Raw genomic sequence first — 24,782 nt, 5'->3', positions numbered from 1 at the left:
GGCACCGGGCACCGCCGCCCGCGCCCCACACCGGTCCGCCCGCGCCGGTCAGCGCCCGGCTGTGGTCAGGCGACGCGCGCTCCCCTGCGCCACACCCCGCTGACCAGGGGGACGCCCGGCCGGTAGGCGAGGTGGACGTGGCTGGGTGCGTCCAGCAGCGCGAGGTCGGCGTACGCGCCCGGCGTGAGGCGTCCGATGTCGTCGCGGCGAAGCGCCCTCGCACCCCCGGCCGTGGCCGACCAGACGGCCTCGTCCGGCGTCATCCCCATGTCCCGCACGGCGAGCGCGACACAGAAGGGGACGGACGAGGTGAAGGACGAGCCGGGGTTGCAGTCCGTGGAGAGGGCGACGGTGACGCCCGCGTCGAGGAGGCGCCGGGCGTCCGGCCACTCGGCGCGGGTGGAGAACTCGGCGCCGGGGAGCAGCGTGGCGACCGTACGGCTGTTCGCGAGGGCGTCCACGTCGGCGTCGGTGAGGTGGGTGCAGTGGTCCGCACTGGCCGCGTCCAGTTCCACGGCAAGCCGGACGCCGGGGCCGTAGGAGAGCTGGTTGGCATGGATGCGCGGGTGCAGGCCCCTGGCCTTGCCGGCCGTGAGGATCGCGCGGGCCTGGTCGCCGTCGAAGGCGCCTTTCTCGCAGAAGACGTCGATCCAACGGGCGTACGGGGCACAGGCGTCCAGCATCTCGCCGGTGACGAGGGCCACGTAGGCGGCGGGGTCCTCGGCGTGATCCGGGGAGACGATGTGGGCGCCGAGGTAGGTCACCTCGTCCGTGTGCCGCGCGGCGATGCGCAGCGCCCGTGCCTCGTCCTCGACGGTCAGGCCGTAGCCCGACTTGGTCTCGAAGGTGGTCGTGCCCTGGCGGAGTGCCTCGCCGAGGTAGCGGGTGAGGTTGGCCTCCAGTTCCTCGTCGGTTGCGGCGCGGGTGGCGGCGACGGTCGTGCGGATGCCGCCCGCGCTGTAGGCCCGGCCGGACATACGGGCGTTGAACTCGGCGGTCCGGTCACCCGCGAAGACGAGGTGGGAGTGGGAGTCCACGAAGCCCGGGATCACCGCCCGCCCACCGGCGTCGACGCGATTGTCAGTGGCGGGTGCTTTGCTTTGATCACCGGTCCACGCGATGCGTTCACCGTCGATGACGACGGCCGCGTCCTGGATCAGTCCGAGGGGGGAACCGTCGCCGAGGGAGGGGTCGTTGGTGACCAGGGCAGCGATGTTGGTGATGAGCGTGCTGGCGGTGCTCGCCGAGTGGGCGGGGCTGTCGGTCGTCGGGCTGCTCATGGCGTCCTTGGTTGCCTGGTCGGCGGTCGGGTCGGGTTCGGGAGCGAAGTGGGGTTCGCGGGCGGAGTCGGGTCCGGGGGCGGGCCGTTCGCTCGTGCCGCCGGGGGTCATCCGCGCAGTGCGGCGACGGCGTCCGCGAGGGCTCTCGGCACATCCGGTACGAGCGCGTGCGCCCCGTCCCGTACGACGTGCCGACCTCCCACCACCGTGTGCGACACGTCTGCTGCCGACGCGGCGAATACAGCCGTCTCCGCGCCGAGCCGTGGAAGCGGCCCCGCTGTCCTGACGGAGTCGAGCGCGATCGTCGTGAAGTCGGCGAGCGCGCCCGTCTCCAGGGTGCCGGCGTCGTGCCAGCCGATCGCCGCGTGGCCGTCGGCCGAGGCCGCCCGCAGGAGGGCCGCCGCCGTCCAGTGACCGCGCGTACGGGTGCGCAGGCGCTCGTTCAGCTCCATCGCGCGCGCCTCTTCGAGCAGGTCGATGACGGCGTGGCTGTCGGAGCCGAGGGAGAGCGGGGAGCCGGCGCGTTGCAGGGCGACGGCCGGTCCGATGCCGTCCGCGAGGTCCCGTTCGGTGGTGGGGCACATACAGGTGCCGGTGCCGCTGCCGCCGAGGAGGGCGATGTCCTCGTCGGTGAGGTGGGTGTTGTGGACGCCGGTGGTACGGGGGCCCAGCACGCCGTGGTCGGCGAGGAGCCGGGCGGGGGTGCAGCCGTGCGCCGCCAGGCAGGCGTCGTTCTCCGCCGTCTGCTCCGACAGGTGCACATGGAGCGGGGCCCGCCGTTCCTCGGCCCACCGCGCCACCGTCGCCAACTGTCCCGCCGGCACGGCCCGTACGGAGTGCACGGCCGCACCGATCCGCGCGTGATCCCGGTCCTTGAGAACTGAACAGCGTTCGGCCCAGGCCTCGGCCGTGCCGTCGGAGAAGCGGAGCTGGTGGGGGTCGGGGGCCTTGCCGAAGCCGGCGGAGAGGTAGGCCGTGTCGAGGAGGGTGATCCGGATGCCCGCCTCGGCGGCGGCCTCGATCAGCGCCTCACCCATGGCGTTCGGGTCGGCGTACGGGGTGCCGCCGGGGGCGTGGTGCACGTAGTGGAACTCGCCGACGGCCGTGATCCCGGCCAGCGCCATCTCCGCGTACACGGCTCGCGCGAGTGCGTGGTAGGTGTCCGGGGTCAGCCGGTCCGCCACCCGGTACATGACCTCGCGCCAGGTCCAGAAGGTGCCCGAGCCGACCTGGACTGTGCCGCGCAGGGCGCGGTGGAAGGCGTGGCTGTGGGCGTTGGCGAGACCGGGCAGGGTCAGGCCGCGCAGGACGACCGCGCCCGGGGGCGGGGTGGGCGTGCCGGTGCGCACGGCGCCGACGCGGCCTTCGGTGGTGACCGTGAGGGTCACCCCCGGCTCGACGTCGGTGCCGAGCCAGGCGTGTTCGAGCCAGTAGGTCGTCTCCGTCACCTGCGGGCCAGCCCTTCCAGTACGTCGGCGAGCGCGGTCACCCCGGCCAGGCAGTCGTCCTCGGCGGCGTGCTCGGCCGGGGAGTGCGAGACGCCCGTCGGGTTGCGTACGAACAGCATGGCGGTCGGGACGGTCCCGGAGAGGATCCCGGCGTCGTGTCCGGCGCCGGTCCCGAGCACCGGCACCTTCAGGTCGGCCGTGTCCTGGCCCAGGATGCGGGCGATCTCGTCCCGCAGGGCGTGTTCGAACTCGACGACGGGGGTGAAGGACTCCCGGACGACGTCCAGTTCGACGCCGTGCTCGCGGGCGAAATCACGGGCCGCCTCCTCGATCGCGCCGACGACCGTGTCCAGTGTCGTCTGGTCCTCGGCACGGGAGTCGAGCCAGCCGCGTACGAGGGAGGGGATGGCGTTGACGCCGTTCGGCTCGACGGAGATCTTGCCGAAGGTGGCGACGGCTCCGGCGAGCCGCGCCTCACGGCGGGCCGCGAGCACGGTCTCCGCGTACGACAGCATGGGGTCCCGGCGGTCCACGAGCCGTGTGGTGCCCGCGTGGTTGGCCTCGCCGCGGAAGTCGAACCGCCACCGGCCGTGCGGCCAGATGGAGCTGGCGATGCCGACGGCGTCGCCGGAGAGGTCCAGGGCCCGTCCCTGCTCGACGTGCAGTTCGACGAACGCGCCGATCCGTGCGAGCCGTTCCGGGTCCGGGCCGATGCCCTCCGGGTCGTACCCGGCCGCCTCCATGGCCCGCGGCAGGGTGACCCCGTCCGCGTCGGTCAGCCGGCCCGCCTGCTCGACGGTCAGGTGCCCGGCGGCGAGCCTGGACCCCACGCAGGCCAGCCCGAACCGGGCGCCCTCCTCGTCGCCGAAGTTGACGATGGCGAGCGGCTTGTCGAACCGGGCGCCCCGGGCGCGGAGTTCGTCGAGCGCGGCGAAGGACGACACGACGCCGAGGGGGCCGTCGAAGGCGCCGCCGTCGGGCACGGAGTCGAGATGCGACCCGGTGACGACAGCATCCCCGGCGGCGGGGTCGCCGAGCCAGGCCCACTGGTTCCCGTTGCGGTCGACCTCGTAGTCCAACCCCCGGTCCCGGGCCTGCTCCTCGAACCAGGCCCGGCACTCGGCGTCGGCCCCGGTCCACGCGAACCGGCGGTATCCCCCGGACTCGGAGTGCCGCCCGATGGGCCTGAGCTCCCGCCACATCTCATGGAAGGAGGCACCCCGCGCGAGGGGCGCTCGCCCAGGATCCTGCGGGGCCCCGGCACGACCGCTCCCCGCACCGGTCCGGTCGGCGGCACCGCTCCCCGCGGCCGGACCAGCATGCGGCGACGAGGCCTCGGCCCCCACCGAAGCGCTGCCGCCACACCCCCCTTCGCTCCGCGTCACGCGTCCTCGCCCTCACCCTCGCGCATCGGTACCCGTACGCCCCGCTCGTCGGCGACGGACTCCGCGATGTCGTACCCGGCGTCCACGTGCCGGATGACGCCCATGCCGGGGTCGTTGGTCAGTACCCGGCGGATCTTCTCGCCGCCCAGCTTCGTGCCGTCTGCCACGGTCACCTGGCCGGCGTGGATGGAGCGGCCCATGCCCACGCCACCGCCGTGGTGCAGGGACACCCAGGACGCCCCGGAGGCCACGTTGACCATCGCGTTCAGCAGCGGCCAGTCGGCGATCGCGTCCGAGCCGTCGAGCATGGCCTCGGTCTCGCGGTAGGGGGAGGCGACGGAGCCGCAGTCGAGGTGGTCGCGGCCGATCGCGAGCGGCGCGGCCAGCTCTCCGGAGGCCACCATGTCGTTGAAGCGCTCGCCGGCCTTGTCGCGTTCGCCGTAGCCGAGCCAGCAGATGCGGGCCGGGAGGCCCTGGAAATGGACGCGCTCGCCCGCCATCCTGATCCAGCGGTGCAGGGACTCGTTCTCGGGGAACAGGTCGAGGATCGCCTTGTCGGTCTTGGCGATGTCGGCGGGGTCGCCGGAGAGGGCCGCCCATCGGAAGGGGCCCTTGCCCTCGCAGAACAGCGGCCGGATGTAGGCGGGGACGAAACCGGGGAAGGCGAACGCCCTTTCATACCCGGCGAGTTGGGCCTCGCCCCGGATGGAGTTGCCGTAGTCGAAGACCTCCGCCCCGGCGTCCTGGAAGCCGACCATGGCCTGGACGTGGCGGGCCATGGACTCGCGGGCGCGCGTGGTGAAACCGGCCGGGTCCTTGGCCGCGTACGACGCCATGTCGTCGAAGTCGACGCCGACGGGCAGGTAGGCGAGCGGGTCGTGGGCGGAGGTCTGGTCGGTGACGATGTCGATGGGGGCGCCCATGGCGAGGAGCTGCGGGACCAGGTCGGCGGCGTTGCCGAGGACGCCGATGGACAGGGGGCGGCGGGCGTCACGGGCCTCGACGGCCAACTGGAGGGCGTGGTCGAGGGAGTCGGCCTTGACGTCGAGGTAGCGGTGCTCGATGCGGCGCTCGATGGCGCGGGGGTCGCAGTCGATGCAGAGCGCGACGCCGTCGTTCATGGTCACGGCGAGGGGCTGGGCGCCGCCCATGCCGCCGAGGCCGGCGGTGAGGGTGATCGTCCCGGCGAGGGTGCCGGAGAACTTCTTGGCGGCGACGGCGGCGAAGGTCTCGTAGGTGCCCTGGAGGATGCCCTGGGTGCCGATGTAGATCCAGGAACCGGCGGTCATCTGCCCGTACATGGTCAGCCCGAGCTGTTCCAGCCGGCGGAACTCCTCCCAGTTGGCCCAGTCGCCGACGAGGTTGGAGTTGGCGATGAGGACACGGGGGGCCCACTCGTGGGTCTGCATGACGCCGACGGGGCGGCCGGACTGGACCAGCATGGTCTCGTCCTGCTTGAGCGTCCTCAGGGTGCGGACCATGGCGTCGAAGGAGCGCCAGTCGCGGGCGGCCTTGCCCGTGCCGCCGTAGACGACGAGCTTGTCGGGGTGCTCGGCGACCTCGGGGTCGAGGTTGTTCTGGAGCATGCGCAGGGCGGCTTCCTGCTGCCAGCCCAGGGCGCTGAGTTCCGTACCGCGCGGCGCTCGGACGGGGCGGGGTCCTGACACGGGTCTGCCTCCTCGCTTTACAGCAACTATTCACATCCTGACTTGCTGAATAGAACTAGTCAATACACCCGTAGGGCCAGCGGCGGCACGCCGTGGATGTTTGGCTGGACACACTGGCCCTATGGGTGCGGACGACGACACGACAACGGGGGAAGAGATGGGAGACGTGACGCACGGGACCGAAGGGGAGCGGCCCGGCGGTCGGCACGACGAGGAGGAGGCCGAGCGCACGCTGCGCCTGTTCGACACCGACGGCGAGCGGGCCGCGCGACGGGACGAGGCGGTGCGGGCGGCGGTGGAGCAGGGGCTCCTCGGTCCCGGCGAGCCGGTCGTCGCCCTGCTCGACGTGACCGGGATCCGGGCGTCGGCCGGGGCACTGCGCAGGGCCTTCGACGCGGTGACGGCGCCGGGGACGCCGGTGCTGCACGCGTTCGCGGTGAAGGCGACGCCGCTCGTGCCCGTGCTGCGGCTGCTGCGCGAGGCGGGGATCGGCGCGGAGGTGGCGAGCGCGGGGGAGCTGGCCCTGGCTCGGGCGGCCGGGGTGCCGCCGACGCTGACCGTGCTCGACTCCCCCGCCAAGACGCCGGCCGAGCTGCGGGAGGCGCTGGCGCTCGGCATCGCCGTCAACGCGGACAACCCGCAGGAGCTGGACCGTATCGACGCGCTCGTCCGGTCGGCCACCACCCGCTCGCCCGTCGGCATCCGGGTGAACCCGCAGGTCGGCGGTGGCGCGATCGACGCGCTGTCCACGGCGACGGCCACCTCGAAGTTCGGGGTGGCACTCCGGGACGAGGGGGCCCGGGAGTGGGTCGTCCAGGCGTATCTGAAGCGGCCGTGGCTGAGCCGGCTGCACGCGCACACCGGGTCGCAGGGGATCCCGCTGTCGCTGATGACGCGGGGGATCACGGAGACGTACGAACTGGCGGAGGAGATCAACCGGCGGATCGGGCGGCGGCAGATCGACACGATCGACATCGGCGGCGGGCTGCCGGTGAACTTCGCCTCGGAGGCGGCCACACCGACGTACGAGCAGTACGCGCGGCTGCTGGCGGAGGCGGTGCCGGGGCTGTTCGACGGGCGGTACGGGCTGGTGACCGAGTTCGGGCGGTCGCTGCTGGCGAAGCACGGGACGGTCGTCGCCCGGGTGGAGTACACGAAGAGCGCGGGCGGCCGGGCCATCGCGGTCACCCACGCCGGGGTGCAGGTGGCGACCCGGACGGTGTACGCGCCCGGGTCCTGGCCGCTGCGGATCGCCGCGTACGACGCGAAGGGCCGCGTGAAGGAGGGGCCGGCGGTGCCGCAGGACGTCGCGGGGCCCGCCTGTTTCGCCGGGGATCTGCTGGCGGAGGGGCGTTCGCTGCCGTTGTTCGAGCCGGGGGACTACGCGGCCGCGCTGGACACCGGCGCGTACTACTTCGCGCACCACTACGCGTACAACTCCCTGCCCCGGCCCGGGATCTACGGGTACGCGCCCGGGGAGGGGCAGATGCGGTTCGCGGTGGTACGGCAGGCGCAGAGCGTGGAGGAGATCGTGGCAGAGGCGGGGGGAGGGGAGCGGTCGGGACTGCTGGGGCTCTGACCGGCGCCTGCCGGCTCGCGCCCGTGAAGGACTTGCCCGCGCCCCAAGTTCGCAGAAGCTCCCTCTCGCGCGCCCCTCGCGCCCCTCAGAATGGTGAAGGCGCGGCGTTCCGTCCGCGCCCGCCATGCAGGTCGGCCGCATAGGTCCACCTCAGCGCGCCGGGCCTGTTCCCGGGCCCAACAGCGGTGAAAAGCAGGCAAGTCGACCCACCCTAGTCACCTGTCCGCATGTTCCGCTGGAAAATGCCAGATCTCTCACCCCTCGCGCACACGTTGCGTAGCGTCTGCGTCACTCAGCCGAACCGCAGGCAGGAGGGGAGCCACGGTGCCCGGAATCGACGAGTGTCTGGTGGAAGCCATGAGGCTGCCCGGTGCCTTGGGCGCCGCGGTGGTCGACTGGACCAGCGGACTGGCGCTGGGCACGGTCGGGGAGGCACCCGGCGGTGACCACGAGACGACAGCGGCGGAGGCGGCGGAACTGGCGCGGCTCGCGGCGGAGCACCGGGCGTTCGCACCGGAGGAGGGTTCCGACTGGTCCGGGGCTGATCTGCCGGTCGAGGACCTGATCGTCAGCAACCGGGACACGTACCACGTGCTGCGGTTCGTGCGGACGACGTTCGACAGCAGTGTGTTCCTGCACCTGTGGCTGGCGCGTACGGACGGCAACCTCGCGCTGGCCCGGATCCGGCTCGGCGAGATGGCCGGACGGCTGGTGCTGGCATGAGCGTGATCACCACACCGGCGCCCCCGCTGCCCGTGCGCGGAGAGCACTTCCGGCAGGCCGTCTCCCCGATGCTGAGCCGGCTCGCCGCCGAGGGGGCCACCGGCGTCCTGCTGCGCGAGAGCGGGTCGCTGTACCTGTCCGAGGGGAAGGTCGTGCACGCCGAGAGCCCCCGCTCCCCGGGTCTCGACGTCCTGCTCGCCACCGGCGGCATCCTGGACTCCGACGGCTGGCGGGAGGCGGTCGACACGGCCGGGGCGGGGCTGCGGGTCGGGCGGTTCCTGGTGGACAGCGGCCGGGTCGCCCGGGGCGCGCTGGAGCTGTGCCACGCGGGCGCGCTCTTCGACGCGGCGTACTTCGTCCTCGGCCCGAGCAGCGCGCCGGCCAGCTTCCGTTACGGGGCCGCGCACTGGCTGGGGCCGATCCGGCCGGTGCCGGTGGCCGCCGTGGAGCGCGAGGCCCGGCGCCGCCGCGACCTTCTGCACCGTATCTGGCCCGACCCGGCGACGGACGAGGCTCCACTGGTCAGAGCGGTCGGCCCGGACGCACCGTCGGTCCCGGCCCGGCAGGGAGCCGTGCTCGGGCAGGTCGACGGCTTCCGCACGGCCGCCGAGATCTCCCTGAGTCTGGGGCGCCCCGCCTTCCACACCCTCGTGGACGTGCGAAGACTGGCGGCGGCCGGCCTCATATCCACGGCCCGACGCGTCCCGGCCCCGGCACCCCCGGCTCCCGCAGGGCGGGCTTCGACAACGCCGGCTCCCGCACCGCTGGCTCCGGCAGGGCCGGACCCCGCCCCTGCCACCCGCCGGGACCCCGCCCCCGCCCGCCCGCCGGGCCCTCCCCCACCACCACCCGGCCCGGACCAGTCCCCGCTCCCCCACCCGGAGCACCTCACCCCGGCCGACGCGAAGCGCCACACGCCGACGGCCCCGGGCGGTCTCGCACCGGCCGACGCACGGCACCTCACACCGGTCGAGTCGGGCCACCCCGCGCCGCTCGACCCGCACCGGCTCCCACCGGCCGACCCCGGCCACCCGAGCCCGCTCGCACCGGTCGCCCCCGGGCACCTCACCCGGGTCGTCCCGGGGCACCCCGCACCGTCCGCCCCGGGCCGTGATCCGTCGGCCGGGCTCACGGCCGGTGTCGGGGCCGCACCCTTCACCCCACCTTGGCCGCTCACCACCCCCGACCCCGACGTGGCTCTACTGCAAAGGCTCAGGGATGCGCTGGAGGCCCTTTGAGCGGCAGCGGGAGCGTCCCGCCGAGAGGAGACTGCTCATGGCCGCGGAGGCCGAAGTCCTCGACGAACTACACCGGTTGAGGGCCCGTGTACCCCAGTTGACCGGCGCGCTGGCGGCCAGCGTGGACGGGCTGGTCCTCGCCCACGACACCCCCGGGGTGGAACCCGAGGGCCTGGCGGCGCTCACCGCGGCCGCGCTGGGCGTCGCCGTACGGATGACGGACGCCGCCGGCCGGGGCGATCTCCGTGAACTGCTGCTGCGCGGCGACCAAGGCTATGTGGCGACGTACGCGGCGGGTTCCTCCGCCGTACTGACGCTGCTCACCCAGGACCGCGTCAACGTGGGCCGGCTGCACCTGGAGGGCCGCCGGGCGGGCGGCCGGATCGGCGAACTGGTGGATGCGCTGCCACGGCCCGACGAGCAGGCCGCGGCGGGCGCCAGGGCGGCCACCAGGAACCTGGCCCGGTCCGTGGCCCGAACCGCCAACGGGGCGAACGGCTCCGACGCGACCGCGGCCGCGATCTCGCCCCAGGCACCGGCCAAGGCCACGGTCAGGTCGACCATGCCCCGCCGGACACCACGCGCCACCACCCCACGCCCCACCCCCCGAACCACTCCCAACACACCTACCACCAGTGAGAGTTGAAAGGACACCGCACACCATGACCAACACCGAGACCGCGCTGAAAGAGGCCCTCGCGTCCATCGAGGGTGCGACCGGCGCCGCCCTCGTGGACTACACCAGCGGCATGGCACTGGGCACGATCGGCGGCAGCAAGGGGTTCGACCTCACCGTCGCCGCCGCCGGGAACACCGACGTCGTCCGCGCCAAGCTGCGCACCATGGAACACCTCGGCCTCAAGGGCGAGATCGAGGACATCCTGATCACCCTGACCGACGCGTACCACCTGATCCGCCTGATCACCGGGCGCGGCGGCAACGGCCTCTTCCTCTACCTGGTGCTCGACGCCAAGCGCGCCAACCTGGCCATGGCCCGGCACCAGTTGCGGCGGATCGAGGCGGAACTGGAGGTCTGACCGGCCTGATCCGACGGCTCCGGCGGCGCCCCCCAACCGGGGAGCGCCGCCCGCGCGCACCTCGGCTACCGTGTCCGACCTCGAACGACAAGGGGAGGGTGACCGTGGGAAGAGCGGTACGGGGGACGGTGCCGGCGCAGCTGGCCTTGCTGGCCGGGGTGCTGACAGGGTGCTCGGAGCCGGCGGGGGACGACGACGCGAAGCCGTCGGCGAGCACCGGCGGCGCGGCGTCCGCCGCAGGGAAGGACACCGCCGCCGGCACCGAGGAGGCCGCGAAGAGCGGCGGCAGTGTCGGCGCGGCCGGTTCCGCCTGCCCCCTCCCGGTCACCTTCGACACGGCCGAGAAGTGGCGGCCGGAGGCCGTCGAGGCCGGCACGCCCGGCGCCGGCGGCGGTTCCGAGGAGGACGAGCTCGCGGCCGAGCTGGCCGAGGGGCTGCTCCGGCAGGGCCCGTTCACCGCCGCGTGCGAGATCGACGCCAAGCCGGCCGGGAACATCGGCTTCATCCGGGTCTGGACGGGCGAGAAGGGGGCCGAGGAGGGCGACGCGGAGGCGCTGCTCAAGGAGTTCGTGGCGGCTGAGGGGGACACGAGCGAGGCGAAGTACGGCGAGTTCACCTCCGACTCCGACGTGCGGGGCACCGAGGTCGAGTACCTCTACACCAGTGAGGCGCTGGACGAGACCAAGCAGGAGCGGGCCTTCGTCACCGTCACCCCGGACGGGCCCGTCGTGGTCCATCTCGGCGGCCTCGACACACAGGAGCACGAGCAGATGCTCCCGGCGTACGAGCTGGCCAAGCGGACACTGAGCACGACCTGATCACCCTCCCGGCGCCGAGAACCGGTCGCGCAGGCATCCACGGCCCGCGACCGGGCATGAGTCCCCCGGACGGATCACCGACCGGGGGAGGTTCTCTTGTCCACCGCCGAAGGCACCGCCGCGGCACCCGCGCCCGCCGAGGAGACCGGCCTCAAGCGGGTGCTCGGCCCCAAGCTGCTGATCCTCTTCGTGATCGGCGACATCCTCGGCACCGGCATCTACGCGACCACGGGCAAGGTCGCCGGGAAGGTCGGCGGAGCGCTCTGGCTCCCCTTCGTGATCGACTTCGTGGTGGCGATCCTGACGGCGGCGTCGTACGTCGAACTGGTCGGCAAGTACCCGAAGGCGGCCGGGGCGGCGCTCTACACGCAGAAGGCGTTCAAGCTGCCCTTCCTGACGTTCATCGTCGCCTTCATGGTGATGTGCTCCGGCCTGTCCTCCGCGAGCGCCGCCGCGCGCGCCTTCAGCGGTGACTATCTCGAGGAGCTGACGAACGGGGCCCTGCCGCCCACCCTCGTCGCCATCGCCTTCATCGTCCTGCTGGCCGCCCTGAACCTGCGGGGCGTCTCGGAGTCGGTGAAGACGAACGTGGTGCTGACCCTGGTCGAGCTGACCGGCCTGCTGATCATCCTCACGATCGGCGCCTGGGCGGTGCTGAACGGTGACGGCGAGCCGTCCCGGCTGACCGAGTTCGAGGCGAGCGGCACGGGATACGCCCTGCTCACCAGCGTGCTCGGCGCCACGGCCCTCGGGTTCTTCGCCTTCGTCGGGTTCGAGGACTCGGTGAACATGGCGGAGGAGACGAAGAACCCGACCCGGACCTTCCCCCGCGCGATCTTCATCGGGGTGGCCGTGACGGGCACGATCTACGTGTTGGTGGCCCTGGTGTCGTCGCTGCTGGTCGACGCCGGGACCCTGGAGGGCTCCAGCGGTCCGCTCCTCGAAGTGGTGAAGGCCGGCGGGGTGGACTTCCCGCACGAACTCTTCGCCCTGATCGCCCTCTTCGCGGTCACCAACTCGGCCCTGATCAACATCATGATGGCCTCCCGCCTCTGCTACGGCATGGCCAACGAACGCATCCTCCCGCGCGGCATGGCCCGCGTCCTGCCCCGCCGCCGTACGCCCGTCGTGGGCATCGTCTTCGTCACCCTCCTCGCGATCGGCCTGGTCTCCACCGGCGAGATCGAGGGCCTCGGCGACACCACCGCGTTCCTGCTGCTCTGTGTCTTCGCCGTCGTCAACATCGCGGTCCTGGTCCTGCGCCGTGACCGCGTCGACCACGCCCACTTCCGGACGCCGACGGCCCTGCCGGTGCTCGGCGCCCTGACGGCCCTGATCCTGGCGAGCCCGCTGGCCGACCGCCCGGCCGACGTCTACATCCGCGCGGGTGTGCTCCTGGCCATCGGCATCGCCCTGTGGGCGGTGAACAAGCTGGTCCTGCGCACGCGCGACGAGTAGCGCCCGCACCGCCCCACCGGAGCGAGCCCACGCGCCCGCCGTCGTCGGGCGGCGGCCCTACGGCCGCCTGGCTCGGCCGCCCCCGGGTGCCGCGTCGCCCGCTTCGATGCCCGTGAGCCGGTAGGAGGGCACCCGCTTGCCCGTGGGGCGGCCGGCCCGTGCGGACAGCCAGTCCACCCGGACCCAGAAGAGCTGCCCGGCGGCCCGTTCGCGGCGGCCGAGCCAGGCGGCCTTGAGCCGGAGGCCGGTGCCGAGGCCGGCGAGGAGCAGCCCACCCGCCGCGGGGAGCGCGAAGGAGGAGCCCAGGGCGGCCGCGAAGCCGAGCAGCAGCCACCAGCGGTGACCCCGGCGCCAGGCGCGCAGCGTCACGGCACGGTCCTGGAGGACATCGTGCTTGCCGGCGCGCACGGCCTCCCGCGCGGGCGCGAGATACCGGCCGCGCCCCACCCACGCCACCACGGCGGCCGCGACGATGAACACGGCGGCCCCCGCCAGCACCCCGATCCGCCGCCCGGTCAGCCCGGACGGCAGGACACCGATCCCGGCCGCGAGCACTCCCAGCCACCACAACGGCGCCGCCCCTGCCCGCACCACGACGGCCACCCGAGCAAGCCCCTGCCCTCCGCGCGCCACGCTCCCCGCCTCCCGTGAACTCAGGTCGTACGACAGTCGCGGGCACGCTAGCGGGAGAACGTGAGACGCGCCTGAGAATCGCGAACCTCGGCCGATCGAGCGGACTGCTCCACGACGCGGACTACTCCACGAACAGTCCCCTGGTCGCGGCCTTCGCGTCGAACTCCTCCAGCCGGGCCTGGGCCTCCGGCAGGTCGTCGCACATGGCCTCCAGGAGCACCCGGCCCAGCAGCATGGGGGCGCAGGCCGTGTCGAAGGCGAGCCCGGTGCCGACGGCGGCGGGCAGCAGCAGGTCGGAGACCTTGGCCACGGGCGCGAAGGCGGAGTCGGCGACCGTGACGACGAAGAGCCCGGCCTCCTTGGCGTACGCCAGGGTCTCGACGACCTCGCGGGGATGCCGGGGCAGCGCGAAGCAGAGCAGCGCGGTCGCGCCCCCGCGCACGGCCGCGTCGATGCGGTCGCGGAGCATGCTGCCGCCCTCGTGCAGCAGCCGTACGTCGGGGTGGACCTTGGCGGCGAAGTAGGCGAACCCGTACGCCTGGGAGGCCGCCGCCCGCAGGCCGAGCACCGGCAGCGGCCGGGACGCGGCCAGCAGCCGTCCGGCCCGGGCCACCGGGGCGGGGTCGGCGAGCACCTCGGCCAGGTGCCGCAGGTTCTCGATCTCGGCCTCGACGGCCTGCTGGTACTCGTTGTACGCGGTGGTGTCCGGGGCCGGCTCCACGGGCCCGACGTCCCGCAGGTGCCGGCGCAGCGCCGGGTAGCCGTCGAAGCCCAGCGCCACCGCGAACCGGGTCACGGACGGCTGGCTCACCCCGGCCAGCTCGGCCAGTTCCACACTCGACAGGAACGGCACGTCGGCCGCCCGCCGCACCATGCTGTGGGCGATGCGCCGCTGGGTGGGCGTCAGCCGGTGCCCCTCGAAGAGCGCCTGCAGTCGCGCGGCGGGACCGTCCGTCACGCCCGTGCCGTTGTCCGCGCTCATGACGCGCTCCCCCTCAGTGGGTCCGCCTGGACGTCCGTCCAGATCTCGGTGAACCGATCGAGCAGTACGGCCGCCGCGCCCACGTCCGCCGTCAGCGGCCGGTCGGCCGGATCCGGATCGAGCACGGCCTCCGCCAGTTCCAGCGCGCGTCCGACCGGCAGCCCCGGGTCCGGCCGCAGGTCCCGCTGGCGCAACGCCCGTACGGCCGCGACGAGTTCACAGCCGACGACGAGCCGGTACGCGCGGCACGCCCGCAGCGTCTGCCGGGCGGCGAGCGAGGCGAAGCTGGCCTGTTCCTCGACGCCCCGGGACAGTACAGCGTGGCCGAGCGACGCGGGCGCGGAGAAGGCCCGCAGGTCACCGAGGGCGGCCCCGGCGGCGTACTCCAGGATCATCACGCCCGAGGAGGCGGGCTCGTGGTCGGCGAGGAAGGGCCGCAGCCGGGTGTACGCGGGCTCGTTGAGCGAGGAGAGCCGGGAGGTCGACAGCCGGGCCACCTGGGTCACGGCGAGCCTGAAGTGGTCCAGGGCGAGGGCGAGTTGGGCCTGGTAGAAGCCGCCGTGGTGGTACGCGGCCATGTCCTCCGGGATGATCAGCGGGTTCTCCGCCGCCGCGTTGAACTCCACCTCCAGAACGCCCTCCAGCGCGTCCGCCGCGTCCAGCGCGGGACCGTGGATCTGCGGCAGGCACCGGAAGCCGTACGGGTCCTGGATCCGCCCCAGCGGGGGCGTGGGCCGGTCGGCCGCACCGATCAGCTCCCGCATGCGCCGGGCCACCTCGCGCGACCCCCGGTGGGCGCGCGCGAGGTGCACGGGCGCCGCGTACGCCTCGTGCGAGCCGTCCACGGCGAGGAGCGAGAGCGCGGCGACGACCTGCGTGGCCGCGATCAGCCCCCGCAGCTCGTGCAGCGCGAGCGCGGCCTGCCCGAGCGTGAGCGCGTTGCTGCTGATCAGCGCGAGGGCGTCGTTGTTGTCCAGCGGCTGCGCCTCGGGCACGCCGACGCCTGGCCCGCCCCCATACTCCAGCCGCGCCTCCGGCACCCCAGGCACACGCCACGGATGCTCCCCCGCCAGCGCCAGCCCCACCTGGGCCAGGGCCGCGATGTCGCCCGTCCCCACCGAACCGAACTCGTTGACCACGGGGTGTGCCCCGCTCTCCAGCGCGGCGCAGAGCGCGGTGACGACGGTCGGGCGGAGCCCGGCGCCGCCCGCGAGCAGCTGGTTGGCGCGTACGGCGAGCATGGCGCGCACCTGCCGGGCGGGCAGTTCCTCCCCGATGGCCCCGGCGTGACTGCGCAGCAGCCGCAGGCCGTGCTCGGTGGCGGCCTCGGTGGGCACGTCCTCGGTGCGGTTGGCGCCGACGCCGGTGGAACGGCCGTACACGCGCCCGGTCGCCGCGATGAGCCGGGCGGCGTCCCAGGACTCCTCGACCCGTCGCACGGCGGCGCCGTCGGGCACCGGTCGGACGACACCGTCGGCGAGCCGGACGACGTCGGCGACCCCCAGCGCACGCCCGTCGAGGACGACCAGCCCGGCCTGCGCGGTCGGCTCGGTGACGGCGGCGGGGGTGTCCGTCGCGCCCATGATCCGAGAGGACATACCCGTAGCCTCCTCAGCCTCGGCGGAATCACATATTCAGACACCGAGAACTCTGCATGAAGCTATGCAGGACGGGCAAGGGCGGCCGGACGGGAAACGTGGAGAGCCGTACGCCGACTGGGGGGCTAACCCCAGTGCCAGGCGGCCCCCGGCTCCCTACCGTGAAGAGCATGACCGGTATGGATGCCCGTGACGCGCAGCTCGGCGACACCGAGCTGAAGAAGGAACTCGCCGCCACCCTGCACGCCCGCAGAGAACTGGGCGAGGACTACGAGTCCGCGCTCGTCGACTCGTTCCTGGAGAAGGTCGACCAGCGCATCGACAGCGCGGTCGACCGCCGGGTCCGGCGTCAGGTGGCCGAGCAGCAGATGGTGGTGGCCCGTGGCAGCCGCTCCCCCGACAGGTCCACCGACAGCTGGGGCGAACGCTACGGCTTCGGCGTGGTCTCCCTCGTCGCCGCCATCCCCCTGTCCGGCATCGGCGGCGGGGTGGCCGAACTGCCCGGCCTGTTCGTCACCTGGGCGGGCATCGTGGGCGTGAACGTGGCCTGGGCCCTGCGCAACTCACCGACCCTGGGCAGGCGCCGGGGCACGAGCGGGGATGGGGAACGGGAAGGGTGACCTCCCCCGCGTTCCCGGAGAAGGTGGAAGAGATATGCGCGGGGACCGCCGCACCCCCGTGTGACGGGGGGCGGGACGACGGCGGTCCCCGCGAGGGACGCGGGCCGGGTCAGGACCGGGCTGGCGCGTCCGTGGCGTCCATGGAGGTCCGGGAGCCGCTCCGGAGGTCCTTGACGCCGTTTCGGTTGCCGGCCGGGGCGGGGAGCCGCTCCCGCCCTGCCGACATCCACTAATGTGCCGGACCCGTGTTAAGCGGGTGCTGCGCGGACGTGACGCGCTCGTACCACTTCTGCGAAGCCAAACCCTCGACTCGCGCAAATCTTCGATGAAGAAGGGGTCTTCCCGGGATTTTTTCCCCCGAATCAGGCGCCCCGCCCCTCGGCAGCGGCCCTCGCACCGACGGCGCCCCCTCCCCGTCAGGCAGACCTCGCCTCGACGGCGCCCCCTTCCGTCGGGCAAAGACCCCTCCCGTCGGGGAGAGGCCCCTCCCGTCGCCCGGGTCGGCGGACAGCCGCCCTACTGCTTGACCCCGCCCTTGGCGAGGAACGCGAGCAGGTCCTGTCGGCTGACCACACCGGTCGGCTTGCCCTCGACCAGCACGATGGCCGCGTCCGCCGAGCCGAGCACGGTCATCAGGTCGCCGACCGGCTCACCGGAGCCGACCTGCGGCAGCGGCGCCGACATGTGCTTCTCCAGCGGGTCGTCGAGCGAGGCGCGCTGGGTGAAGAGGGCGTCCAGCAGCTCGCGCTCGACGACGGACCCGACGACCTCGGCGGCCATGACATCCGGGTGACCGGCGCCCGGCTTCACGATCGGCATCTGCGAGACGCCGTACTCGCGCAGCACCTCGATCGCCTGACCGACCGTCTCGTCCGGGTGCATGTGGACGAGGGACGGAATGGCGCCGTGCTCCTTGTGGCTGAGGACGTCGGCGACGCGCGCGCTCGGCCCCTCGTCCTCCAGGAAGCCGTAGTCGGCCATCCACTCGTCGTTGAAGATCTTGCTGAGGTAGCCGCGCCCGCTGTCGGGCAGCAGGACGACCACGACGTCGTCCGGGCCGAGGCGCTTGGCGACCTCCAGGGCGGCGACGACGGCCATGCCGCAGGAGCCGCCCACCAGCAGGCCCTCCTCCTTGGCCAGCCGCCGGGTCATCTGGAAGGAGTCCTTGTCGGACACGGCGACGATCTCGTCGGCGACGGTCCGGTCGTACGCGGTCGGCCAGAAGTCCTCACCGACGCCCTCGACGAGGTACGGCCGCCCGGACCCGCCGGAGTACACGGAACCCTCGGGGTCGGCGCCGATCACCTGGACGCGGCCGTCGCTGGCGTCCTTCAGGTACCGGCCGGTGCCGGAGATGGTGCCGCCGGTGCCCACGCCCGCCACGAAGTGGGTGATCCGCCCCTCCGTCTGCTCCCACAGCTCAGGGCCGGTCGAGTGGTAGTGGGAGAGCGGGTTGTTGGGGTTGGAGTACTGGTCCGGCTTCCAGGCGCCGGGCGTCTCACGGACCAGCCGGTCGGAGACGTTGTAGTACGAGTCGGGGTGCTCGGGGTCGACCGCCGTGGGGCAGACGACGACCTCGGCGCCGTAGGCCCGCAGCACGTTGATCTTGTCCGTGCTCACCTTGTCGGGGCACACGAAGATGCACTTGTACCCCTTCTGCTGGGCCACGATGGCGAGGCCCACACCTGTGTTTCCGCTGGTCGGCTCGACGATCGTGCCGCCGGGCTGCAGCTCCCCGCTCTTCTCCGCCGCCTCGATCATGCGCAGTGCGATGCGGTCCTTCACGGAACCGCCGGGATTGAAGTACTCGACCTTGGCCAGGACGGTCGCCTGGATGCCCTCGGTCACTCTGTTGAGCCTCAGCAGCGGGGTGTTGCCGACGAGGCTGATCATCGAGTCGTGGATTTGCACCGTTGTCTCCGGAGCCGCAAAAAGGGATGGTCGTAATGTCCAGCCAGCCTAAGCCCCGCCCTCACTGTTCTCCTCCCTGTTCACCTTCCGCCGGGATTGGCCGAGGGCCGGTACGGGGCAAGGAGTGGGTGTACGGCTACGAGGAGGTGGCGGCGACGCATGACGAGCATGTCCAGAGCAAGGGTGGCCCGCCGCATCGCGGCGGGCGCGGCGTACGGCGGCGGCGGCATCGGTCTGCTGGGCGCGGCGGCGGTGGGTGTGCTGCTGGCCGAGGTGCGGATGGCCAAGCGGGTCGTGGGCAACGGGCACAGCCCGCACCCGCCGAGCGCGGAGGGCGTGTACGGCCACACGCACGGCAGCCGGTACGGCCGCGCGTACGGCTACGGCTCGTACGGCAGTTCGTACGACGTCCCTGACGATCCCCCGCTCCGGCTCGTCATGCTCGGTGACTCCACCGCCGCCGGCCAGGGGGTCCACCGGTCCCGGCAGACCCCGGGCGCGCTGATCGCCTCGGGGCTGGCGGCCGTCGCCGAGCGCCCGGTGCTGCTGCGCAACGTGGCGCTGCCGGGTGCCCAGTCGGACGACCTCGACCGGCAGGTGGCCCTGGTCCTGGAGGACCCGGCCCAGGTCCCCGACGTCTGCGTGATCATGATCGGCGCGAACGACGTGACCCACCGGATGCCGCCGACCCGCTCCGTCCGCCACCTCTCCGCGGCGGTACGGCGGCTGCGGACCGCCGGGGCCGAGGTCGTGGTGGGCACCTGTCCCGACCTCGGCACGATCGAGCTCGTGCAGCAGCCGTTGCGCTGGCTCGCCCGCCGGGCCTCGCGGCAGCTGGCGGCCGCCCAGACGATCGGAACCGTCGAACAGGGCGGCCGTACCGTGTCGCTGGGCGACCTTCTCGGCCCCGAGTTCGAACAGAACCCCCGGGAGCTGTTCGGCCCCGACAACTACCACCCCTCCGCCGAGGGGTACGCGACCGCGGCGATGGCCGTGCTGCCGACGGTGTGCGCGGCGCTGGGTCTGTGGCCGGCGGAGGAGGAGCGGCCGGACGTCAGCCGCCGCGAGGGCTTCCTGCCGGTGGCTCGGGCCGCCGCGGAGGCCGCGTCGGAGGCCGGTACGGAGGTGACGGCGGCGATGCCGACGGGGCCGCGCGGGCCGTGGGCCCTGCTGAAGCGACGCCGCCGCCGGCGGGTACCGGCATCGGACCCCACCCCAGCCACCCCTGCGGAGGCCCAACCGGGCGCCTCATAGCTCGGGGGTACGGGTTCGCCGGCGAGTGCGGGTCCGGGCGCCTCATAGCTCGGGGGGTACGGGTTCGCCGGCGAGTGCAGGTTCGGTGGGGCTTCTCGCGCAGTTCCCCGCGCCCCTGAAAAGCCGGGGCTGCGCCCCTGGCTTTTCCCTTGCTGTCGGTCGGCTTTGTGTCCGCCGCCGATCACCCTTCGGCCCACTGCCGCTCGCCTCACGGCCCACCGCCCACCGCCTTACGGTCCACCGCCCATCACCCATCGCCCATCGCCCATCGCCTCACGGTCCACCGCCGACCGCCTCGCGGCCCACCGCCTCACAGCCCACCGCCGACCGCCTCGCGGCCCACCGCCATCGCCTCACGGTCCACCGCCGACCGCCTCGCGGCCCACCGCCCACCGCCCACCGCCCACCGCCCACCGCCTCGCGGCCCACCGCCCACCGCCTCACAGCCCATCGCCAGTCGCCTCGCGGTTCATCGACAGTCGCCCGTTGCCTTCGGCCCGTCGCCGGCGCCTTTCAGGGCCGCGGGGTCCGGATCTTTTAGGGGCGCGGGGAACTGCGCGAGCAACCACGACGCACCCGCAGTCGCCCGGTCACAGGCACCCCCACCCCCCAACGCGCCCGAACACGCCCCGCACCCCCAACACGCCCCGCGCACCCCGCCTCACAAAGCAAGCGCTTAGAAAAGTGCGGTCGGCGTCACACCCTGTTGGCCGTGACCCGGACCATACGTACGGGTAACTTCCCCCACAGCCCCGCTTTCCGTACGCATGCCAATGGAGCCGTGATGCCCGAAGCCGTGATCGTCTCAGCCGCCCGCTCCCCCATCGGCCGCGCTTTCAAGGGCTCGCTGAAGGACCTGCGCCCCGACGACCTGACCGCCACCATCGTCGCGGCCGCCCTCGCGAAGGTCCCGGAGCTGGACCCGAGGGACATCGACGACCTGATGCTCGGCTGTGGCCTCCCCGGCGGCGAGCAGGGCCACAACCTGGGCCGCATCGTGGCCGTCCAGCTGGGCATGGACCACCTGCCGGGCTGCACGATCACCCGTTACTGCTCCTCGTCGCTGCAGACCTCCCGCATGGCCCTGCACGCCATCAAGGCCGGCGAGGGCGATGTCTTCATCTCGGCCGGCGTCGAGGTCGTCAGCAGCACCGCGCGCGGCACCAGCGACATCCCCACCGCCCGCAACCCGCTCTTCGCCGAGGCCGAGGCCCGCACGGAGGCGGTCTCCAAGTCGGTCGGCGCCTCCTGGCACGACCCGCGCGAGGACGGTCTGCTCCCCGACCCGTACATCGCGATGGGGCAGACCGCCGAGAACCTGGCCCGCCAGTGGGGCGTGACCCGGCAGGAGATGGACGAGTTCGGCGTCCGCTCGCAGAACCTCGCCGAGGAGGCCATCGGCAAGGGCTTCTGGGAGCGCGAGATCACCCCGGTGACGCTGCCCGACGGCACGGTCGTCAGCAAGGACGACGGCCCCCGCGCCGGCGTCACCCTGGAGGCCGTACAGGGCCTGAAGCCGGTCTTCCGCGAGGACGGCCTGGTCACCGCCGGCAACTGCTGCCCGCTGAACGACGGCGCCGCCGCCCTGGTGATCATGTCCGACACCAAGGCGCGGGACCTCGGGCTCACCCCGCTCGCCCGGATCGTCTCCACGGGCGTCTCCGGCCTCTCCCCCGAGATCATGGGCTACGGCCCCGTGGAGGCGTCGAAGCAGGCCCTGTCCCGCGCGGGTCTCACCGTCGACGACATCGACCTGTTCGAGATCAACGAGGCCTTCGCCGCCCAGGTGATCCCCTCCTACCGCGACCTGGACATCCCGCTGGACAAGCTGAACGTGAACGGCGGCGCCATCGCCGTCGGCCACCCCTTCGGCATGACCGGCGCCCGCATCACCGGCACGCTCATCAACTCCCTCCAGTTCCACGACAAGCAGTTCGGCCTGGAGACGATGTGCGTCGGCGGCGGCCAGGGCATGGCGATGGTCATCGAGCGCCTCAGCTGACCGTGCGGCCCCGTGCGCGGCCGTGACCGCACGGACGCGCCCGGTGATGCCGTGGCCCGGAGTCCCGGAAACCGGGGGCTCCGGGCCGTTTTGTGATCCAATCTCCCCCAGGATGTGACCTATCTCCCCCCGGAGAGCGATTTACGCAGGTCAGAGCCGTTTCAGCACCAAACATCGGGGCAAGTTTCCTGCCCGTTTCGTGACGTTACGCACTGACAGCTGGTTAGTCCGCCCTTCAAGCTGATGTAGGAAGTCGGGGGTCGACTTTGAACCGGGAGTACGTCAGTGAGCGCTATGCCGATCGCCTTGCTGCTCACCACGGCCGCCACCGCCGCCGTGGGCGTCGCCGTCCTGCGCACCCTCATGGGTCTGCGCCGACAGGTCGCTGCCTTGCGCACCGAGCTGGCCGAGAGCCGGGCCGCCGGGACGCGCGCCCTGGTGCCGGCCGCCCGTCCGGCGGCCGACACGGAGGAGATACGCGCGGCCGTCGCCGAGGCCCTCGCCGAGGAGCGGGAGCGTGAGCTCGCCGAGGCCCGGGCCTTCTGGGCCGCCCAGGAGTCCCGTGACGTCACCGACACGCCTCCGCTGCTGGGTCTGCCCGAGAGCGACCTGTTCCTGCCCCGGCAGTCCGATTTCGCCGGCCTGGAGCACCTGGAGCCGGCGATCGAGCCCGGCCTGGAGAGCGACGAGTACGCCGGGGACTCCGCCGAGCTGGCCGCGGCCCGCCGCCGTCACCCCTCGCACCCCGATTTCGTACCGGTGCAGTCACCCCTCACCAACGACCACGAGCGCACGGTCGCCTGCCTGGAGGACCTCGCCGCGTCCCGCACGGAGCTGGCCGACGTCCGCCCGGGCCCGCTGGGCACGCTCGACGTCTACGTCTTCGCCGACGGCACCACCCTGTGCATGACCCCCGGCCACCGGGAGACCGCCGAGCGCCTCGCCACGGCCCTCCAGACCGGCGACGTCCCCGTCCTGCTGGGCGGCTCGGGCATCTCGGGCGCCTACACGCTCACCTTCGAGTGCGGCGAGGACATGGTCTACATCCTGGCGGACAGGGTGATCGCGTCGCTGTAGGGCGGCGCCTCTCACGCCGCCGGGTGGTGCAGCGCCCTTCAGGGGCTCAGGGAACCGCGCGAGCCCCTCACACCCCGGCCCTCCGCTGAGCCTCCTCCACGAGGGCCACCGCCTCCGCCAGCGCAGCCTCGTCGCCCAGCACCAGCGCGAGATCGTTTCCCGCGACGGTCACCTGGTCGGCCGCCGCGAACATGCCCGCGTCCGGCATCTCGTGGAGCGGCCCCTCGGGCGTCTCCAACCGCTGGGCACGCAGTGCGAACTCCCTGGCCAGCGCCAGCGCCTCCGCGGCGGCGCTCCGCTGGAGCCGGCTCTGCGGGGCCGCCCGCAGCCGGTCGGCGAAATGATCCACGGCACGGGTCAACGGCGTCGTATCAAGCACGCCGCGAGAGTACGCGCCTCTGCCGGACTGTTGCCAACAGGCCGCCACTCAGGCAACGTGACCTGAAGGACCGGCTTACATTCCCTTTCGTCCGGAGGCGCCGATGTCCCAAGTCTTCTCCGAGGAGACCCATCGCAACCTGCTCGCCCGCATCCCACACTGCACCGGTCGTGAAGTCTCCGACTGGATCCGCAAAGTCGATGAAGGCCCCGCTCTCTTCAATTTCGAGGAGAAGGTCAGCTGGCTCCGGCACGAGTACGACCTCGCGTACGGCCACGCCAAAGCGATCATTCACGAGTACGACCTGAGGAGGGCCGCGCGGAAGCTCCGGTGAAGCCGCCGAGAACCACGAAGGGCCCCCGAACCGTGAGGTTCGGGGGCCCTTCCACGAGGGGGAGGCGGCTGGGGTCGGTCCCGGCCGCCGCTCGTCACTCCTAGTCGTCGCCGCTGAAGATGGCGACCAGGCGGAGCATCTCGATGTAGATCCACACGAGGGTCATGGTCAGGCCGAACGCGGCCAGCCAGGCCTCCTCGCGCGGGGCGCCGTAGGCGATGCCGTCCTGGATCTGCTTGAAGTCCAGGGTCAGGAAGAACGCGCCGAGCAGGATCGCCAGGATGCCGACGATCGCACCGAGCGGGCCCATGCTGCGCAGTCCGCCGTCGGGGGCGAGCCCGAAGACGACGAGCAGCAGGTTGACCGCCATGACCAGAATGAAGGCGATCGCGATGGTCATACCGATGCGGGCGTACCGCGCGGTGACCCGGATCCAGCCCGCCTTGTAGACCAGGAGGGTGGCTCCGGAGACGGCCATGGTGCCGAGCACCGCCTGGAAGGGCGCACCGCTCCACTGCGCGTTGAACATCTCGCTGAGCACGCCGAGGAACACGCCCTCGAAGGCGGCGTACGCCAGGATCAGCGCGGGCGAGGCCTTGCGCTTGAAGGACTGCACCATCGCCAGGACGAAGGCGATGAGCGCGGCACCGATGGCCAGGCCGTAGCTCGTGGGCGACACCGGCAGGAGGGCCCAGGCGAGGACCGCGCCGACGACGACCGTGCCGAGCGTCATGGCCGAGCGCATGACGACGTCGTCCATGGTCATGGCGCCCGTGCGGGCCGGGGCCTGCGGCGGCGTGCCGTGCTGGACGCCCTGCTGGGCGTACGGGTTCGTCGCGTACGGGTTACCGCCCTGCTGGGCGTAGGGGTTGCCCTGGGTGCCGACAGCTGCTCCCCCGGCCTGCGGCGCGGTGTTGAAGCCCGCGTAGCCGTTGTCGCGGCTGAACCCCCGTCGCGAGAAGACCGGGTTGCTGCTCCTCATTTCACTCCTCCATGGCCACCCTGCGTGGCCTTGGCTCAAGAGTAATAGGTAGGCAAAGGATTGACCCTAGTGCTTGGGGAGGATCTTTCCCATGCCCTGACATCGAACACGCTACGCGTCCCCATGATTCCCCGCCCCACCCCCCTCAACCCGACCCCACCCCGCTACACCCCCGTGACCTCCCGGAGACCTACCGCGCCCCTCACATCACCCGACCCGCACCCACGGCCGGCAGCCACGGCCGGCACCCCTTGACGCTGAAGGCCTTGTCGCTCTCCGTGTCAGTGGGTTCTTGGGCCCGTCTCGCGGTGCACCGCCCGGAGTCACCGCCGGAGGCGAACCCGACGCCCGCCCCGATCACCGGACCGAGGAGAACG

22 protein-coding genes are annotated in these 24,782 nt (G+C 72.7%); 12 read left to right on the top strand and 10 right to left on the bottom strand.

From position 1 onward, the window contains the following. Positions 1-65: 65 nt before the first annotated feature. The 4 genes from hutI to hutU form a co-directional block, all read right to left on the bottom strand. Entirely contained in the window at positions 66-1,391 is a 1,326-nt protein-coding gene (gene hutI, locus ACZ9QC_RS25525) for an imidazolonepropionase (RefSeq protein ID WP_472915247.1), read from the bottom strand. Beyond that, positions 1,388-2,728, bottom strand: coding sequence for a formimidoylglutamate deiminase (locus ACZ9QC_RS25520; RefSeq protein WP_472915246.1), 1,341 nt, complete (start codon positions 2,726-2,728; stop codon positions 1,388-1,390). The genes hutI and ACZ9QC_RS25520 overlap by 4 nt, the downstream gene beginning before the upstream one ends. Next, a complete protein-coding gene (locus ACZ9QC_RS25515; protein ID WP_472915245.1) occupies positions 2,725-3,930 on the bottom strand; it encodes an allantoate amidohydrolase in 1,206 nt (401 codons plus the stop codon). Before ACZ9QC_RS25515 ends, ACZ9QC_RS25520 begins: the two co-directional genes overlap by 4 nt. Before the next feature lie 179 nt (positions 3,931-4,109). After that, positions 4,110-5,780: a urocanate hydratase gene (hutU, locus tag ACZ9QC_RS25510; RefSeq protein WP_472915244.1), complete on the bottom strand. Its 1,671-nt coding sequence runs from the start codon at positions 5,778-5,780 to the stop codon at positions 4,110-4,112. A 157-nt stretch (positions 5,781-5,937) separates the two neighbouring features. On the opposite strand from hutU, the gene ACZ9QC_RS25505 reads away from it, so the two are divergent. The 7 genes from ACZ9QC_RS25505 to ACZ9QC_RS25475 all read left to right on the top strand — a co-directional run bounded on the left by ACZ9QC_RS25505 (position 5,938) and on the right by ACZ9QC_RS25475 (position 12,633). Then, entirely contained in the window at positions 5,938-7,359 is a 1,422-nt protein-coding gene (locus ACZ9QC_RS25505; RefSeq protein WP_472921805.1) for a type III PLP-dependent enzyme domain-containing protein, read from the top strand. A gap of 324 nt (positions 7,360-7,683) precedes the next feature. Further along, positions 7,684-8,082, top strand: a complete 399-nt coding sequence (locus tag ACZ9QC_RS25500) for a hypothetical protein (RefSeq protein WP_009327980.1) — start codon at positions 7,684-7,686, stop codon at positions 8,080-8,082. After that, on the top strand, positions 8,079-9,320 hold the full coding sequence (locus ACZ9QC_RS25495; protein ID WP_472915243.1) for a hypothetical protein: 1,242 nt from the start codon (positions 8,079-8,081) through the stop codon (positions 9,318-9,320). The genes ACZ9QC_RS25500 and ACZ9QC_RS25495 overlap by 4 nt, the downstream gene beginning before the upstream one ends. A 37-nt stretch (positions 9,321-9,357) precedes the next feature. Then, entirely contained in the window at positions 9,358-9,966 is a 609-nt protein-coding gene (locus tag ACZ9QC_RS25490; RefSeq protein ID WP_472915242.1) for a roadblock/LC7 domain-containing protein, read from the top strand. 16 nt (positions 9,967-9,982) lie between these two features. After that, positions 9,983-10,357 carry a roadblock/LC7 domain-containing protein gene (locus tag ACZ9QC_RS25485; protein ID WP_215455894.1) on the top strand — a complete coding sequence of 125 codons (375 nt, stop codon included), beginning with the start codon at positions 9,983-9,985 and terminating at the stop codon, positions 10,355-10,357. Positions 10,358-10,461: 104 nt separating this feature from the next. Continuing rightward, a complete protein-coding gene (locus tag ACZ9QC_RS25480) occupies positions 10,462-11,175 on the top strand; it encodes a lipoprotein (protein WP_472915241.1) in 714 nt (237 codons plus the stop codon). Between the two features lie 96 nt (positions 11,176-11,271). Then, the gene (locus tag ACZ9QC_RS25475; protein ID WP_472915240.1) at positions 11,272-12,633 is read left to right on the top strand and encodes an APC family permease; all 1,362 of its coding nucleotides are present in this window, start codon (positions 11,272-11,274) and stop codon (positions 12,631-12,633) included. A 57-nt stretch (positions 12,634-12,690) separates the two neighbouring features. Here ACZ9QC_RS25475 and ACZ9QC_RS25470 read toward each other — a convergent pair whose 3' ends face one another. The 3 genes from ACZ9QC_RS25470 to ACZ9QC_RS25460 all read right to left on the bottom strand — a co-directional run bounded on the left by ACZ9QC_RS25470 (position 12,691) and on the right by ACZ9QC_RS25460 (position 15,846). Further along, positions 12,691-13,266: a hypothetical protein gene (locus ACZ9QC_RS25470; protein ID WP_472915239.1), complete on the bottom strand. Its 576-nt coding sequence runs from the start codon at positions 13,264-13,266 to the stop codon at positions 12,691-12,693. A 121-nt stretch (positions 13,267-13,387) separates the two neighbouring features. Beyond that, complete coding sequence (locus tag ACZ9QC_RS25465; protein ID WP_472915238.1) at positions 13,388-14,248, bottom strand: MurR/RpiR family transcriptional regulator; 861 nt, start codon at positions 14,246-14,248, stop codon at positions 13,388-13,390. After that, a complete protein-coding gene (locus tag ACZ9QC_RS25460; protein ID WP_472915237.1) occupies positions 14,245-15,846 on the bottom strand; it encodes an aromatic amino acid ammonia-lyase in 1,602 nt (533 codons plus the stop codon). The genes ACZ9QC_RS25465 and ACZ9QC_RS25460 overlap by 4 nt, the downstream gene beginning before the upstream one ends. A 179-nt stretch (positions 15,847-16,025) precedes the next feature. Between ACZ9QC_RS25460 and ACZ9QC_RS25455 the strand changes: the two genes are divergently transcribed. Beyond that, positions 16,026-16,466, top strand: a complete 441-nt coding sequence (locus ACZ9QC_RS25455) for a hypothetical protein (protein WP_472921804.1) — start codon at positions 16,026-16,028, stop codon at positions 16,464-16,466. Between the two features lie 516 nt (positions 16,467-16,982). Here the strand turns inward: ACZ9QC_RS25455 and ACZ9QC_RS25450 are convergent. Beyond that, on the bottom strand, positions 16,983-18,377 hold the full coding sequence (locus tag ACZ9QC_RS25450; RefSeq protein WP_472915236.1) for a cystathionine beta-synthase: 1,395 nt from the start codon (positions 18,375-18,377) through the stop codon (positions 16,983-16,985). Between the two features lie 159 nt (positions 18,378-18,536). On the opposite strand from ACZ9QC_RS25450, the gene ACZ9QC_RS25445 reads away from it, so the two are divergent. From ACZ9QC_RS25445 to ACZ9QC_RS25435, 3 genes are all read left to right on the top strand, one after another. After that, a complete protein-coding gene (locus ACZ9QC_RS25445) occupies positions 18,537-19,631 on the top strand; it encodes an SGNH/GDSL hydrolase family protein (protein ID WP_184893231.1) in 1,095 nt (364 codons plus the stop codon). A 784-nt stretch (positions 19,632-20,415) separates the two neighbouring features. Then, on the top strand, positions 20,416-21,633 hold the full coding sequence (locus ACZ9QC_RS25440; RefSeq protein ID WP_472915235.1) for an acetyl-CoA C-acetyltransferase: 1,218 nt from the start codon (positions 20,416-20,418) through the stop codon (positions 21,631-21,633). A gap of 294 nt (positions 21,634-21,927) precedes the next feature. After that, a complete protein-coding gene (locus ACZ9QC_RS25435; protein ID WP_472921803.1) occupies positions 21,928-22,710 on the top strand; it encodes a hypothetical protein in 783 nt (260 codons plus the stop codon). Positions 22,711-22,777: 67 nt separating this feature from the next. Here ACZ9QC_RS25435 and ACZ9QC_RS25430 read toward each other — a convergent pair whose 3' ends face one another. Beyond that, positions 22,778-23,089 (bottom strand): hypothetical protein, encoded by a 312-nt coding sequence (locus ACZ9QC_RS25430; RefSeq protein ID WP_472915234.1) that lies wholly within the window; start codon positions 23,087-23,089, stop codon positions 22,778-22,780. Positions 23,090-23,192: 103 nt separating this feature from the next. On the opposite strand from ACZ9QC_RS25430, the gene ACZ9QC_RS25425 reads away from it, so the two are divergent. Then, positions 23,193-23,423 carry a DUF4287 domain-containing protein gene (locus ACZ9QC_RS25425; RefSeq protein ID WP_033524870.1) on the top strand — a complete coding sequence of 77 codons (231 nt, stop codon included), beginning with the start codon at positions 23,193-23,195 and terminating at the stop codon, positions 23,421-23,423. A 100-nt stretch (positions 23,424-23,523) separates the two neighbouring features. Here ACZ9QC_RS25425 and ACZ9QC_RS25420 read toward each other — a convergent pair whose 3' ends face one another. Beyond that, positions 23,524-24,405 (bottom strand): Bax inhibitor-1/YccA family protein, encoded by an 882-nt coding sequence (locus ACZ9QC_RS25420; RefSeq protein ID WP_215455904.1) that lies wholly within the window; start codon positions 24,403-24,405, stop codon positions 23,524-23,526. Positions 24,406-24,782 lie beyond the last annotated feature (377 nt).

The organism is Streptomyces sp. HUAS MS02, from assembly GCF_055702265.1.
This window is presented reverse-complemented; position numbering and strand designations above follow the sequence as displayed.

Bases quoted from the DNA above. Each gene is read 5' to 3' on its own strand.
- ACZ9QC_RS25465 (WP_472915238.1), bottom strand. From the start codon at position 14,248: ATGAGCGCGGACAACGGCACGGGCGTGACGGACGGTCCCGCCGCGCGA.
- ACZ9QC_RS25495 (WP_472915243.1), top strand. From the start codon at position 8,079: ATGAGCGTGATCACCACACCGGCGCCCCCGCTGCCCGTGCGCGGAGAG.
- ACZ9QC_RS25460 (WP_472915237.1), bottom strand. From the start codon at position 15,846: ATGTCCTCTCGGATCATGGGCGCGACGGACACCCCCGCCGCCGTCACC.
- ACZ9QC_RS25490 (WP_472915242.1), top strand. From the start codon at position 9,358: ATGGCCGCGGAGGCCGAAGTCCTCGACGAACTACACCGGTTGAGGGCC.
- ACZ9QC_RS25505 (WP_472921805.1), top strand. From the start codon at position 5,938: ATGGGAGACGTGACGCACGGGACCGAAGGGGAGCGGCCCGGCGGTCGG.
- ACZ9QC_RS25420 (WP_215455904.1), bottom strand. From the start codon at position 24,405: ATGAGGAGCAGCAACCCGGTCTTCTCGCGACGGGGGTTCAGCCGCGAC.
- ACZ9QC_RS25445 (WP_184893231.1), top strand. From the start codon at position 18,537: ATGACGAGCATGTCCAGAGCAAGGGTGGCCCGCCGCATCGCGGCGGGC.
- ACZ9QC_RS25435 (WP_472921803.1), top strand. From the start codon at position 21,928: ATGCCGATCGCCTTGCTGCTCACCACGGCCGCCACCGCCGCCGTGGGC.
- hutI (WP_472915247.1), bottom strand. From the start codon at position 1,391: ATGACCCCCGGCGGCACGAGCGAACGGCCCGCCCCCGGACCCGACTCC.
- ACZ9QC_RS25455 (WP_472921804.1), top strand. From the start codon at position 16,026: ATGGATGCCCGTGACGCGCAGCTCGGCGACACCGAGCTGAAGAAGGAA.
- ACZ9QC_RS25440 (WP_472915235.1), top strand. From the start codon at position 20,416: ATGCCCGAAGCCGTGATCGTCTCAGCCGCCCGCTCCCCCATCGGCCGC.
- ACZ9QC_RS25425 (WP_033524870.1), top strand. From the start codon at position 23,193: ATGTCCCAAGTCTTCTCCGAGGAGACCCATCGCAACCTGCTCGCCCGC.
- ACZ9QC_RS25515 (WP_472915245.1), bottom strand. From the start codon at position 3,930: ATGTGGCGGGAGCTCAGGCCCATCGGGCGGCACTCCGAGTCCGGGGGA.
- ACZ9QC_RS25485 (WP_215455894.1), top strand. From the start codon at position 9,983: ATGACCAACACCGAGACCGCGCTGAAAGAGGCCCTCGCGTCCATCGAG.